Raw genomic sequence first — 13,575 nt, 5'->3', positions numbered from 1 at the left:
CACCGCCCCGGCCGTACCGAAGGCCCAGGCCTACCCCTCCTCCGGCCACTCCACCGTGACCACCAGCTTCCCCCGGGTGTGCCCCTCCTCGCTGCGCCGGTGGGCGTCGGCCGTCCGGTTCAGCGGGAAGGTCTCGGCGACATGGACCGTCACCGCTCCCTGTTCGGCGAGCGCGGCGAGCCGTTTCAGGTCCTCGGCGTCGGGTCGGACAAAGCAGTAGCGGCCGCCGAAGTCGACGACGTCCGGGTCGACGACGGAGGCCATCCGGCCCTCGGGGGCGAGCAGGTTCGCCGAACTGGTCAGGGCCTCGCCGCCGACGGTGTCGAAGACCGCGGCCACGCCCTCCGGGGCCAGTCCCCGCACCCGTTCGGCCAGGCCCGGGCCGTAGGTCACCGGCTCGCCGCCGAGGCCCCGTACGAAGTCGTGGTTGCGCTCGCTCGCCGTACCGATGACCCGGGCGCCGAGGTGGGCCGCGATCTGGACCGCGAGGGAGCCGACCCCGCCGGCGGCCGCATGCACCAGGACCGTCTCGCCGCGCTTGACCTCCAGGGCGTGGATCAGCACCTGGTAGGCGGTGAGGCCGGCCAGCGGCAGCCCGGCGGCCTCCTCGAAGGAGAGGTTGCGCGGCTTGCGGCCGAGGGTGCGCACCGGGGCGGCGACGTACTCGGCGAAGGTGCCCCGGGAGAGGAAGTCCTCGCGGACGTAGCCGATCACCTCGTCGCCGACCGCGAACTCGGTGACGGCCGCGCCCGGCTGGACGACGACCCCGGAGACGTCCCAGCCGGGGATCACCGGGAACACGGCGTCGAGGACACCGTCCAGGTGGCCCTCGCGGCACTGCCAGTCGACCGGGTTGACGGCCGCCGCCCGGACCTTCACCAGCACCGTGTCGGGGCCGACCTTCGGGTCCTTGACCTCGCCGTACTGCAGCGCCTCGGGTCCGCCGTACCGGCTGTAACTGATGCCCTTCATGCAAACGACCCTCCGGGGTACTCGGACGCCACGCAACCGGGATGCCCGCATATGTGCCGTTCGCGTGGCAGCCTGGCCTTCGGCGCACGCCACACTCCTGAACCCCGTACCGCTGAAGGCGAACACCATGACCACCCTTCATCAGGAACACACCTCGCACGGCCACAGCCACGGTCCGGACTGCGGCCACGACCAGGTGCCGCACGGCGACCACGTCGACTACGCGCACAACGGGCATCTGCACCGCGAGCACGGTGGCCACTGGGACGAGTGCGAATCCGACGGGCACGTGACCCACCAGGGTCACGACCACCGGCACGGCGAGGGCTGCGGCCACGCCGGTGTGCTGCACGGCGACCACATCGACTATCTGCACGACGGCCACCGGCACGCCGAGCACAACGGCCACTGGGACGACCACTGAGAGGGTCCCCGCCCGGACGGCGGCTCCCCGCTCTGCGCGCGCGGGGAGCCGTCACCCTCCGGCCGGGTCCCAGGGTGGTCCCGGTCACGTTTCGCTCACCGGCTGGACGGCATACCGACTGGTCGGCATCATAAGTCGGGTCCTGTTCACTCGTTCGTAGGAGCGATGCATGAGCCCCGACCACCCGCCCGGACTGGATCTCGACCGGCTGCGCGTGCTGCTCGACCGTGAGCGCCCCGGTCTGGCGGCCGGTCCCCTGACCGGAAGGCTGATCGAGGGCGGACGGTCGAACCTCACCTACGCGGTCTCCGACGGCACCTCGAAGTGGGTCGTACGCCGGCCGCCGCTGGGCCATGTCCTGGCCACGGCGCACGACATGAGGCGCGAGCACCGGGTGATCAGCGCGCTGTACCCGACCGACGTGCCCGTGCCGCGGCCGGTGCTGCTGTGCGAGGACGAGGAGGTCCTCGGCGCGCCGTTCTATGTCATGGAGTTCGTGGCGGGCACCCCGTACCGCACCTCGGAGCAGCTCGTCCCGCTGGGCCCCGAGCGCACCCGGAACGCCGTGCTGTCCCTCGTCGACACGCTCGTCGAGCTGCACGCCGTGGACCCGGAGGAGGTCGGCCTCGCCGACTTCGGCCGCCCGGAGGGCTTCCTGGACCGGCAGCTCCGCCGCTGGGGCAAGCAGCTGGACGCCTCCCGCAACCGTGAACTGGCCGGCATCGACGAGCTGCACGCGACCCTCGGGCGCCGGCTGCCCGACTCCCCCGCACCCACCGTGATCCACGGCGACTACCGCCTCGACAACGTCCTGATCGGCGAGGACGACACGATCAGGGCGATCCTCGACTGGGAGATGTCCACACTCGGCGACCCGCTGACCGACCTGGGCCTGCTGGTGATGTACAGCCTGCCGCTGGGCGCGCCCGACTCACCGGTGTCGACGACCGCCGAGGCGCCGGGCCACCCGGATCCGCGGGAGCTGGTCGAGCGCTACGCGGCCCGCTCGGGCCGGGACGTCTCGCACATCTCCTGGTACACGGCGTTCGCCTGGTTCAAGCTCGCCGTGATCCTGGAGGGCATCCACTACCGGTACACGCAGGGCCAGACGCTCGGGCAGGGCTTCGACCGCATCGGCGAACTCGTCCCCGTCTTCATCGACCACGGACTGACCACTCTTCAGGAAGGCTGACCGGCCATGGACTTCGCGTTCGACGCGCGCACCGAGGAACTGCGCGCCAAGCTTCTCGCCTTCATGGACGAGTACGTCTACCCGGCCGAGGCGGTCGCCGAGGAGCAGCGGGCCGCGCTCGCCTCGCCGTGGGACACCCCGGCCGTGGTCGAGGAACTGAAGGCGGAGGCGGGCAGGCAGGGCCTGTGGAACCTCTTCCTCCCCGACGCCGAGTACGGCGCCGGGCTCACCAACCTCCAGTACGCGCCGCTGGCCGAGATCACCGGCCGCTCCCCGCACCTGGCGCCCACCGCACTGAACTGCGCGGCCCCGGACACCGGCAACATGGAGGTGCTGGCCCAGTTCGCCGACGACGCGCAGAAGAAGCAGTGGCTGGAGCCGCTGCTGGCCGGTGAGATCCGCTCCGCGTTCGCCATGACCGAGCCGGAGGTGGCCTCCTCCGACGCCACCAACATCACCACGTACATCGAGCGGGAAGGCGACGACTACGTCATCACCGGCCGCAAGTGGTACATCTCCGGGGCGATGAACCCGGACTGCAAGATCTTCATCGTGATGGGCAAGACCGACCCGGACGGCGCCGACGTCCGGCGCCAGCAGTCCATGGTCCTGGTCCCGCGCGACACCCCGGGCGTCACTGTGAAGCGGGCGATGCAGGTCTTCGGTTACGAGGACCACTCCCACGGCGGCCACGCCGAGGTGATCTTCGACCACGCACGCGTGCCGGTGGCGAACCTGGTCGGCGACGAGGGCGGCGGATTCGCCATCGCCCAGGCCCGGCTCGGCCCCGGCCGTATCCACCACTGCATGCGGCTGATCGGCATGGCCGAGCGGGCGATCGAGCTGATGTGCCGCAGGGCCGTCTCCCGCCAGGCCTTCGGCAAGGCGCTGGCCCAGCAGGGCGTGGTCCACAACTGGATCGCGGACGCGCGCGTGACCGTCGAACAGCTTCGGCTGCTGGTCCTGAAGACGGCCTGGCTGATGGACACCGTCGGCAACCGGGGCGCCCACACCGAGATCCAGTCCATCAAGATCGCCACACCGCGTGCGGTCGTCGACATCATCGACCGCGCGATCCAGCTGCACGGCGCGGGCGGGGTCAGCCAGGACTTCCCGCTGGCCGAACTGTACGCCGGGGCCCGAACGTTGATGATCGCCGACGGCCCGGACGAGGTACACCAGCGCTCGCTGGCGCGACGGGAGCTGAAGAAGTACCTGTAGGCGACACGGCGAACGGGGCCGGACCGACTACGCGATTACGGTCCGGCCCCGTTCGCCGGCCGGGGGGCTGAGCCGCTCACCGGGGAGCGCTCCCGTAAGCCCGCTGCGTCAGGGGCGCAGCGCCCGCAGCAGCAGGTCGGCCAGTTGGTCGGCGACCTCCTGGGGGGCCATGGGGCCGTCCGGCCGGTACCAGGTCGACAGGTGGTGGACCGAGCCGAAGTGGTAGTCCACGACCAGGTCGGCCGGGGTCGCGGTGGAGAAGACGCCCTCGCGCTGGCCCTCCTCGATCAGCGCGCGGAAGCGTTCGTGGTAGCGCCGGCGCTCGGCGCGCACCTGCTTGTTCTTCTCCGGGCTCAGATGGTGCATGGACCGGAAGAAGATCATCGCGTCGTCGAGGTTCTCGATCGTCGTCACGACGACGTCGGCGGCCGCGTCCCGCAGCCGCTTCTCGATCGGCTCGTCCGCGTTCGCGAAGGCGTCCAGCCGCTCCTGCTGCACGCGCAGCACGCGCGCGTACACCTCGTGCAGAAGGTCGTCCTTGGAGCCGAAGTAGTGGTACAGCGCCCCCTTGGTGACGCCGGCCGCCTCCACGATCTCCTGCACGGAGGTGCGGTCGTAGCCCTGCTCGGCGAAGAGCCGGGTGGCGGCGGCCAGGAGCCGCTGCGGAACAGGAGCTCCGTCGCCGTCCGTCGTCCTGGGCACTGCCGCCACCTGCCTCTCTCGTATGTCTGCTAACCCTGTTGCGGTCGGGAACGAAGTTCCCGTCGGAGGATCTTCCCACTTGCCGTCTTCGGCAGGTCGGGCAGGATCTCCACGAGCCGCGGATATTTGTAAGCGGCCAGTCTCTCCTTGCAATAGAGGGCCAGATCGTCCGGATCGGTTGCAGCACCGGGGCGAAGACTGATGTAGGCCTTGACGGTCTCCCCGCGGTAGCCGTCGGGCACCCCGACGACGGCCGCCTCGCGCACCGCCGGATGCGTGTACAGCACGTCCTCGACCTCACGCGGCCAGACCTTGAAGCCGGACGCGTTGATCATGTCCTTCTTTCGGTCGACGACGTACAGCCAGCCCTGCGGGTCCATGAAGCCGATGTCGCCGGTGCGCAGTTCGCCGTCCGGGAAGGTCTCGGCGGTGGCCTCGGGCCGCCGCCAGTACCCGGGCACGACCTGCGGCCCGCGTACGACGATCTCGCCCTGCTCGCCGAAGGGCAGCTCGTTGCCCTCGTCGTCGACGATGCGGACGACCGTCTCGGGGCCCGGCAGCCCGACGGCGAGGGTCCCGGAGACGGGATCCACGGGCGCCTCCAGACTCGGCGGCACGGAGGCGCAGGGCGCGGAGCACTCGGTGAGCCCGTAGCCGTTCCTGATGTACGGCCCGTACTCCGCCCGGAACTTCTCCACCAGGGCCGGCGGCAGGGGTGCGCCACCGGAGGAGATGTTCACGAAGGAGGCGAAGTGCTCCGGGGTGACGTCCGGGTGGGCGGCGAGCGCCATGAAGGCGGTGGAGGGGCCGACCGTGTAGTGCGGCCGGTGCTCGGCGAACGCCTCCAGGACCAGGCCCGGCTCGAAGCGGTACGTCAGCACCAGCGTGCCCGCGCTGGTCAGGCAGGCGCCGAGCTGGCAGACCATGCCGGTGATGTGGAAGAGGGGCGCGAGGGCGTAGTAGACCGGCGCCTCGGGCAGCGCGAGGCCGGTCTTCTGCCACTCGGCGTTGTACATGATGTTGCCGTGCAGGTTGGTGGCGCCCTTGGGGGTGCCGCTCGTCCCGGACGTGTAGCTGATCAGCGCGATGTCGGACGGTGCCGGGTCCCGTCCCTCGGGGGCCTTGCCGCCCCGGCGCGCGACGGCCACCAGGTCCTCGGCGTCGGCGGCCTGCGGCAGCCGCTCGAAGGTCAGCACGCGCGCGTCGTCACGCGTCTGGAAGTCCAGCTCGCTGGCGGTGAGTACGATCCGCACCGTCGAGCCGGCGGCCGTGTCGCGCAGGTACGACTCCCAGGCCCGCTGCGAGCAGACCAACGCGGCCACCTCACCGTCCCGCAGGACGTGGGCGACCTCCCCCGACTTGTACATCGGGTTGACCGGGACGACGGTCGCGCCCGCCTTCCAGGCACCGAGCAGCGCGATCACGAAGTGCGGCGAGTTCTGCAGGAGCACGGCGACCCGGTCCCCGCGCTCCAGGCCGCGCTCGGCGAGGTACGCGGCGACGGAGTCGCTCAGCTCGTCGACCTCGCGGAAGCTGAGCCGGGCGTCGAAGTAGGCGAGGAAGGTGCGGTCGGGCGCCTCGGCGACGGCTGCGCGCAGGGCGTGCACCATCGAGTCGGGGGGATCGACCGGGCCGCGCTGGGCGTCGTTGAGGAGCGCCACCCAGGGCCGGGCGGCGTAGAGGGACTCGGTCTCCGACTGGGTCACCGGGTGGCCTCCCACTTCTGCTGGATGTGGTTCATGTTCGTCAGCCAGCGGTCCGGGTCCGTGGCCCGCGCCTGGTAGAACTCGGCGACCTCGGGATGCGGCAGGATCAGGAACCGGTCCTCCGCCATCCCCTTGAACAGCGCGTCCGCGACGGCCTCCGGCTCGATGGCGGTCGGCTGGAGCACCAGGTCACCCGCGCTGCCGGTGGCGGCGAGCATGTCGGTACGGACGCCCTGCGGGCAGATCGCGTGCGCCTTGAGCCCACGGTGCCGGTACGTCAGCGACAGCCACTCGGCGAAGGCGTACGCGGCGTGCTTGGTCACGCTGTACGGTGCGGCTCCGATCATGGTGAGCAGCCCGGCGGCGGACACGGTGGACACGAACCGGCCGCTGCCCCGCTCCAGCCAGTCGGGCAGCAGTTCCTGCGCGGCCCGCACATGGGCCATGACGTTGACGTCCCAGGCGGCGGCCCATACCCCGGCCTCGGCCGCCTCGGACCCACCGGAGGCGAGCCCGGCGTTGGCGCAGTAGACGTCGACGCTTCCGCCGAGCGCGTCCCGGGCGGCCCCGACGATGCCGGACGCGTCACCCGGAACGGCGATCCCACCGATCTCCTCGGCGACCGCCGCGGCCCTGCCGGCATCCAGGTCGTTCACGACGACCCGGGCCCCCTCGGCGGCGAACCGCCGGGCAAGGGCGGCGCCGATGCCACCCCCCGCCCCGGTGACGACGACTCCCGCATCCTGCACGGCTCCCACCATCGGTCTCCTTCGACACGACGCGACACAACTCGGCTCAGCACCGCCACACTAACCGGTCGGTATGTTTCAGGGAAGGGTGGTTGTTACACCCTCATGAGGCGCGGGGCAGTGTCAATATGCGGCTACCGCCGGGTGGGCGCGACCAGCCACACAGGACCCGCACCCGGACGACAACGGAGGCCTCTCATGCGGCGCCCTTCCAGACGAAGTCTGCTGACAGCCGCCACGGCGGCGGCCGTCCCCCTCGCCCCCACGGCCACCGCACCCGACGCCCAGGATCGCCTCCGCACCGGTTTCGACCGCCTCTCCGCCACCGGCTACGCCCTCCTCGACGGCCAGAAGGTCGGCATCGTCACCAACCCCACCGGCATCACCACCGAGGTCCGCCACATCGTCGACGTCATGCACGCCGACCCCCGGGTCAGGCTGACCGCGGTCTTCGGCCCCGAGCACGGATTCCGCGGCACCGCCCAGGCCGGCGGCTCCGAGGGCCGCTACGACGACCCGGCGACCGGCCTCCCCGTCTACGACACCTACCTCAAGAGCGGCCGGCCCCTCGCCGACGTCTTCACCACCTCCGGCGTGGACACGGTCGTCTTCGACATCCAGGACGTCGGCGCCCGCTTCTACACGTACATCTGGACGCTGTACGACTGCATGGAGGCCGCCCAGCTGGCGGGCAAGCGCTTCGTCGTGCTCGACCGCCCCAACCCGGTGACCGGCCGCACGGCCCAGGGCCCGGTCCTGCACAGGGACTTCGCCAGTTTCGTCGGCCGGCAGCCGATCGCGCAGGCGCACGGGATGACCGTCGCCGAGCTCGCGAAACTGTTCAACGCTGAGTTCCTGAGCGCACCGGTCGCGCTGGACGTCGTGAGGATGACGGGCTGGCAGCGCAACCGCTTCTTCGACGCCTACGGACTGCCCTGGGTGCCGCCGAGCCCCAACATGCCCACCCCGGACACCGCCCTCGTCTACTCGGGAACCTGTCTCTTCGAGGGCACGAACCTCTCCGAGGGACGCGGCACGACCCGCCCCTTCGAACTGCTGGGCGCGGAGGGTATCGACGCGCGGTGGGCGGCCGCCGCCGACGGACTCGGGCTGGCTGGCGTGCGGTTCAGGGAGGCGTACTTCGCGCCCACCTTCTCCAAGTTCCAGGGCAAGACCGTCGGCGGGGTCCAGATCCATGTGCACGACCGGGCCGCGTACGACCCCGTACGCACCGGGATCGCGCTCCTGGTCACCGCCAGGAAGGTGTGGAGCGACTTCGCCTGGCGGTCGGACAACTGGATCGACAGGCTCACCGGCTCCACGACCGTGCGCACGATGACCGACGCCGGCGCGGGGACCGACGAGATCGTCGGCGTCTGGCAGGACGAACTCGCCGCGTTCCGCCGGATCCGAAAGGAATTCCTGCTCTACAGGTGAGGCGCGTTGTATGGCCAACCCTGCCCGGCGGCGGGACGATGCGCGCACATCGCACCGGTTCGGGGCACGAGGAGCCTGGTATGGCGGATGCTGGGATGAGCGTGGCTCCCTACTGGGAGCTGACCTTCGACGCCGACGGCGACCCGGACGGCGCCGAACGCGACCGGCTGCTGGGCGAGGTCACGGCCCACGGCATCCATGACCTGATCGTCTTCGCGCACGGCTGGAACAACGACCGTTCGGGCGCGACCTCCCTGTACCGGCGGTTCTTCGCGCCGGTCCCGAAGCTCGTGCCGAAGGCGAGGATCGGATACGTCGGTGTGGTGTGGCCGTCGATGCGGTTCTGCGACGAGCCGATCCCCGACTTCCCGAAGTCCGTGGTGGCCGTGGAGGCGGAGGAGAGACCGGCCCCCGTCCTCGACAAGGACACCCGGCACGCGCTCCATGAGACGTTCCCGGGACGGGCCACCGTGGTCGACCAGATCGCCCGGTTGCTGGACCAGCGCCCGGCGAGCGAGCTGGCGGAGTTCGGGCGGCTGGTACGGCTGCTCGTCGAGGTCCTGCCTGGCGGTCCCCAGCCCCTGTTCGCGGCGGACACCATCGCGGAGGGCGTCCCGCAGAGCGAGCCGGTGCTGTTCACCGGGGACACGACGGCCCTGTGCGAGGAGTTCGCGCAGGCGCTGGCCGCCCTCCGGCAGGGTCCGCACGCGGCGGAGTTCGCGCTGCCCAACCCCTGGGACGGCGCCAAGGAGCTGCTGCGGCAGGCGACGTACTACGCGATGAAGCGGCGGGCCGGGACTGTCGGGGAGCGCGGGCTCGGGCGGGTTGTCGGGCAGTTGGCCGCGGTCGCCCCGGCGGTGCGGGTGCATCTGGTCGGGCACAGCTTCGGCGGCCGGCTGGTGTCGTTCGCGTTGCGCGGGCTGCCGCAGGGGGTGCGCACGGTGAAGTCCGTGACGCTGCTGCAAGGCGCCTTCTCGCACTACGCGTTCGCCGCCCGGCTGCCCCACGACCCGCGTGCGGGCGGGGTGCTGCAGGGCCAGGAGAACCGGATCGACGGCCCGCTGGTGTGCTGCTACTCCCGCTTCGACGGCTCGCTCGGCACGCTGTACCCGCTGGCCTCGCGAATGGCGGACGACGACGAGTCGGTGCTGGGCATGGACGTGGGCGGGACGCTGGGTGCCCGGTGGGGTGCGATGGGGCACGACGGTGTGCAGGCGGTGCCGGGCACCCGGTCGCTGGATCTGGCGGCGGCCCTGCGCGGCCCGCTCGCCGCGTCGGGTTGCGTGAACGTCGACGCGGCGGCGGTCGTCAGGAGGGGCGACCCGCCGTCCGGGGCACACAGCGACATCGTGCACCCCGAACTGGCCCGCCTGGTGCTGGCCGCGGGGCGCATTGTGTGACCCCGTCGCCAACGGGTGTTGACTACCGGCGTCGGCCAACAGCTGTTTGCCGACGCCGGTTTGCCAACGGCCGTCTCACCGGTGCGAGGTGAACTCCACGACCTGCTGGAAGGTCGGGCGGTTCTGCCAGCTGATGTTGTAGTGCTTGATGCCGCCCAGGGTGCGCTGGACGATCGAGTCGGCACACCACTGGTCGCCGGCCGAGCACAGCGAGTCCCCGGGGTAGACCGTGGAGGCACTCGTACCGGCCGCCGTCTTCAGCGTGCTGATCAGGATGTCCCGGCAGGCGCTGAGGCTGCCGCCGCCGCAGTACTGCTCGGCCAGCGGCCCCGACACGCTCTGCCCGAGCACCGACCGGATGTCCTTGTCGACATAGCTCCACCAGCCGTACTGGAAGGAGCTTCCCGCATGGGAGCCGGTGGGCCCGTGTGCGGCCGACGGGGTCTCGTCGATCGGCAGGTTGGCGGTGATCGCGGTGTACAGGCTGTCGCCGAGGCCGGGCTGGAACTCGGCCTTCACCAGCAGCGGCCACCAGGCGTCCAGGATCCGGATGGCGTCGGCGTTGGCATAGGTCTTCGAACCGGCCGCAGTCTCGGTGCGTTTGCCACCCGCGGTCAGCCAGGTCTGGAGCTTGGCGACGGCATCGGCGGCCGTGGGGTCGGTCACCGTACTGCTGTTGACGACCTTCAGCAGATCCGGCAGCACGTCCTCGGCCCGCAGGTCGGTGAGCGAGGCGTCTGCCATGGCCTTGACAAGCGAAGAGCGGGTGACGCCGCCGGCCGCGACGAGTTTCTTCACCCGGTCGTCGAGCAGATTGCCGCGGTGGACGGATCCGTCACCCCAGCTCGCCGTCGTGTAGTTCAGCGCCTGCTTGTTGTTCCAGGAGATGTAGTAGTCCTGGTCGACGGAGTTGGGGTGTGCGGAGGCCGGGGTGTAGTCGGCCGTGTTGGTGGTCGGGTCCCAGTTCTGCCACTCGTAGGCGGCCTGGCCCCAGACCGGGAACTCGGGGTCGACACCGCTCGGGCGTACCGGGTTGTCACCGCTGTTGTAGTACGCGGTGTGCGCGGAGTCGGCGTATAACCAGTTGAAGGTGAAGTTGATGTGCTGCACCGCGCTCTGGAAGGTCTGCGGGCTCTTCACGTAGTCGGGGTCGTTGAGCATCTGGAAGCCGATGATCGAGTCGGCCTCGTGCATGTAGGAGGAGCGCAGGGTGGTGTAGGCGACCTTCTTCCCGCCGACGGTCGCGCGGTACTGGACGGGTCCGTACTTCGTCTTCCACACGCGCATGGTGTACGAGCCGGCGGCCGTGCCGTCGGCGGTCGTCGGCTTCCAGGAGTTCTTCTGCTCGACCTTGTCCATGGCCGTGCAGGTGCCGTGGTAGAGGTAGTGGTAGTCGTCCTGGCAGAGTTCGACGGCGTAGCTGTCGATGATGTCCTGGCCGGAGGTGGTGGCGGACCAGGCGTAGTCCTGTCCCCGGCCCAGTTCGACGTACATGCTCAGACCCGCGAAGGAGGCGCCGCGGGCGCTGATGCCCGGGCCCTGGATCTCCTGGAGCATGAGCAGCTGCGGGGCGAAGTAGCCCGTCTGCGGTCCGAAGACGGCGACGGGGTGACCGCTCGCGGTGTACTTGCCGCTGACCACCAGCGCGTTGGACATCCCGCGCCTGGCCGAGCTGAGGGCGCTCGCGGTCGCCGCGGCGGAGGCGGCGGAGGCGCCCTGGTCGGCGCCTGTGCCGGTGGCGTCGTAGACCAGTGGCTCGGTCGCCACCGAACCGGAGTCCGGCAGGGCCTCGCCCTGCGGGGTGGACGGCTTGGTGCCGTACGGGAAGCTTTCGCCGTTGTGGACGGTGAGCGCGGCCTCGGGGTCGTTGCGCTCGCGGAACGACTCCCAGACCTTGGTGCCCTGCGCCACGCCGTACTGCTCCTGGGCGGCGAGCAGCGAGATGGCGTTGTTGACCTCACCGCCACCGCCGGAGCCGAACAGCGAGCCGATGACGGAGGCCAGCGCCACCAGGTCGGTGATCTTGAAGTGGTCGATGGTGCCTGCGTTGGTGATCGAGTCCTTGTGACCGGTCAGGACGTACTCGCCGGGGAAGTAACGACCGCTGTCGGAGGCGTCTATGTAGGAGTTGATGCCGGCGAGATAGGCGTTGGCGTCGGCGAGGGCCTGCTGGCCGCGGGTGCCGTTGTTGGCGACGGCGTTGTCGATCTGCGCCTGGAGGTCGGCCTCGGTGTACGGGGCGTTGCGGTAGAACTGCTGCTCAAGGCCCTGGTTCGAGGCGGCACCGCCGGCGAAGGTGGTGAGCTGGCCGCGGCCGACGTGCCGGAACACGTCCATGAGCCACAGCCGGTCCTCAGCGGCGGCATAACCGGCGCCGAACTCGGTGCCGTATCTGGTGGTACCGGTGATGTGCGGCACCCCCGTCTTCTTGTCGCGGACGATCGTCACATCGCTGCGACCCGCCGGACTCTCCGTGGAGGCGACCTGATCGGAAGCGACCCCGAACGACGAGTCGTTGAAGAACGTGTTGATCTTCGCGTCGGTGAGACCGGAGTAACCCGTGGCCAGGTTGTTGTAGGGGCCGAGCTGGTCCTCGGCGTGGTCGGGCTGGGTGCCGAAGACCTGGTTGAGCAGGACCTGGGCGAGGGTGGCGTTGCCGTTCTCACCGGGCGGCAGGATGTCCGAACACTGGCCGCCACAGTAGTCGTTGGAGGCGGTGGCCGCCGCGGCCGGAGTCGCCTGGGCCAGCGGGGAGAGCAGGCCGGCGACGAGGACGCATACAGATGCCGCTTTCAGGAACCCGGGGAGCTTGCGGGGAGTTCTCAGTTTGTCGAACAACGCGTGATGTCTGGTGCGCCGGGGCATGGCGACTCCTCACGACGGGGGTGGGCGGGCCGGACGTTACCGCCGGTATCCCCGCGATTGAAGATGAACATGCGTCAAGTTTTGGAGTGGTCGGCCCCGGTGGCGCCGCGGCCCGCCGTCGGTCAAGGCCCGCGGCCTTATGGACGGCATCGGAAATCGGATGGAGCCGAATCGAGTGTCGATACGTCTATACGGCAACGCCGCGCGAAGTCCGTGCGACGCCGCCGAAGTGACCGAAGTACAGGTGCAGGTGTGACGGAGGTGCAGGGCGATGGCCGGTTTCCGGAGTCTGGCGAGACAGGTGCGAGACCCACGGTGCGATCTGGCGCTACGGCGTTACTCACTGCGCAAGTGCCTGGAGCGGTTCGCTCCTTACGGGCACCGCGCGACCTGGGACCATCTCTGCTCGCGGGCCGGGTTCGGTCCTGAGGACCGGTCCCCCGATCCGGCGCGTCTCGTGGGCGCACTGGATGAGTTGGAGGAGGCGCGGGCGGTCTGGCTGGCCTATGAGGTCGAGTTCGCCGAGCGCCGCAAGAAGGAGAAGCACGACGGGCTGCGCCGCCCGGGCAGCGTGGACGACTGGCACCGGCTGACCTGGGGCGGATTCGGAGTGGCCTGGTGCGACGACCCACGGGTCCACCCCGACGAACCACTGGCCGAGGTGCTGCGACGGCTGATCGCCGCCCTGGAGCGCGAACCGGGCGCGGTCTGCCCGGTGTGCGCTGGGGAGCGCCTCATCTGGAAGTACGACCTGGACCACGAGCCCTCTGCCGGTCCGGTCTGCGCGGACTGCGGGATTCTGGTACCGCGTCCGGTGCTCACCGCCGAGGCCCTGGCCTATGCCAGGCGCGGGCGGCTGCTCATGTCGGCCTGACCACCTGGGGGTGCGCCGGGGATGCCGCACCCC

At 70.4% G+C, this 13,575-nt stretch carries 11 protein-coding genes; 6 read left to right on the top strand and 5 right to left on the bottom strand.

Annotated elements, in window-relative coordinates; all coding sequences use genetic code 11:
* Positions 1 to 30: 30 nt before the first annotated feature.
* Positions 31 to 972 (bottom strand): NADP-dependent oxidoreductase, encoded by a 942-nt coding sequence (locus ACZ7OO_RS15640; protein ID WP_471505108.1) that lies wholly within the window; start codon positions 970 to 972, stop codon positions 31 to 33.
* 127 nt (positions 973 to 1,099) lie between these two features.
* On the opposite strand from ACZ7OO_RS15640, the gene ACZ7OO_RS15635 reads away from it, so the two are divergent.
* From ACZ7OO_RS15635 to ACZ7OO_RS15625, 3 genes are all read left to right on the top strand, one after another.
* Entirely contained in the window at positions 1,100 to 1,396 is a 297-nt protein-coding gene (locus tag ACZ7OO_RS15635) for a hypothetical protein (RefSeq protein ID WP_471505107.1), read from the top strand.
* 169 nt (positions 1,397 to 1,565) lie between these two features.
* Positions 1,566 to 2,588 (top strand): phosphotransferase family protein, encoded by a 1,023-nt coding sequence (locus tag ACZ7OO_RS15630; RefSeq protein WP_471505105.1) that lies wholly within the window; start codon positions 1,566 to 1,568, stop codon positions 2,586 to 2,588.
* A 6-nt stretch (positions 2,589 to 2,594) separates the two neighbouring features.
* Entirely contained in the window at positions 2,595 to 3,809 is a 1,215-nt protein-coding gene (locus ACZ7OO_RS15625; RefSeq protein ID WP_471505104.1) for an acyl-CoA dehydrogenase family protein, read from the top strand.
* 108 nt (positions 3,810 to 3,917) lie between these two features.
* Here the strand turns inward: ACZ7OO_RS15625 and ACZ7OO_RS15620 are convergent, their stop codons facing one another.
* The 3 genes from ACZ7OO_RS15620 to ACZ7OO_RS15610 are packed head-to-tail and all read right to left on the bottom strand — an operon-like array spanning position 3,918 to position 6,978.
* On the bottom strand, positions 3,918 to 4,511 hold the full coding sequence (locus ACZ7OO_RS15620; protein ID WP_471505103.1) for a TetR/AcrR family transcriptional regulator: 594 nt from the start codon (positions 4,509 to 4,511) through the stop codon (positions 3,918 to 3,920).
* 29 nt (positions 4,512 to 4,540) lie between these two features.
* On the bottom strand, positions 4,541 to 6,217 hold the full coding sequence (locus ACZ7OO_RS15615; protein WP_471505102.1) for a class I adenylate-forming enzyme family protein: 1,677 nt from the start codon (positions 6,215 to 6,217) through the stop codon (positions 4,541 to 4,543).
* The gene (locus ACZ7OO_RS15610) at positions 6,214 to 6,978 is read right to left on the bottom strand and encodes an SDR family oxidoreductase (RefSeq protein WP_471505100.1); all 765 of its coding nucleotides are present in this window, start codon (positions 6,976 to 6,978) and stop codon (positions 6,214 to 6,216) included. The genes ACZ7OO_RS15615 and ACZ7OO_RS15610 overlap by 4 nt, the downstream gene beginning before the upstream one ends.
* Before the next feature lie 186 nt (positions 6,979 to 7,164).
* Between ACZ7OO_RS15610 and ACZ7OO_RS15605 the strand changes: the two genes are divergently transcribed.
* Together ACZ7OO_RS15605 and ACZ7OO_RS15600 are read left to right on the top strand one after the other, a co-directional pair.
* The gene (locus tag ACZ7OO_RS15605; protein ID WP_471505098.1) at positions 7,165 to 8,403 is read left to right on the top strand and encodes an exo-beta-N-acetylmuramidase NamZ family protein; all 1,239 of its coding nucleotides are present in this window, start codon (positions 7,165 to 7,167) and stop codon (positions 8,401 to 8,403) included.
* A gap of 80 nt (positions 8,404 to 8,483) precedes the next feature.
* On the top strand, positions 8,484 to 9,803 hold the full coding sequence (locus ACZ7OO_RS15600) for a serine-threonine protein kinase (protein WP_471505096.1): 1,320 nt from the start codon (positions 8,484 to 8,486) through the stop codon (positions 9,801 to 9,803).
* A gap of 75 nt (positions 9,804 to 9,878) precedes the next feature.
* On the opposite strand, the gene ACZ7OO_RS15595 is transcribed toward ACZ7OO_RS15600, so the two are convergent.
* Positions 9,879 to 12,668, bottom strand: coding sequence for a penicillin acylase family protein (locus tag ACZ7OO_RS15595; protein WP_471505094.1), 2,790 nt, complete (start codon positions 12,666 to 12,668; stop codon positions 9,879 to 9,881).
* A gap of 271 nt (positions 12,669 to 12,939) precedes the next feature.
* Here ACZ7OO_RS15595 and ACZ7OO_RS15590 point away from each other — a divergent pair, with 271 nt between their 5' ends.
* A complete protein-coding gene (locus tag ACZ7OO_RS15590; RefSeq protein ID WP_471505093.1) occupies positions 12,940 to 13,542 on the top strand; it encodes a hypothetical protein in 603 nt (200 codons plus the stop codon).
* Positions 13,543 to 13,575: the final 33 nt, after the last annotated feature.

The organism is Streptomyces sp. NPDC111744 (genome assembly GCF_055634995.1).
This window is presented reverse-complemented; position numbering and strand designations above follow the sequence as displayed.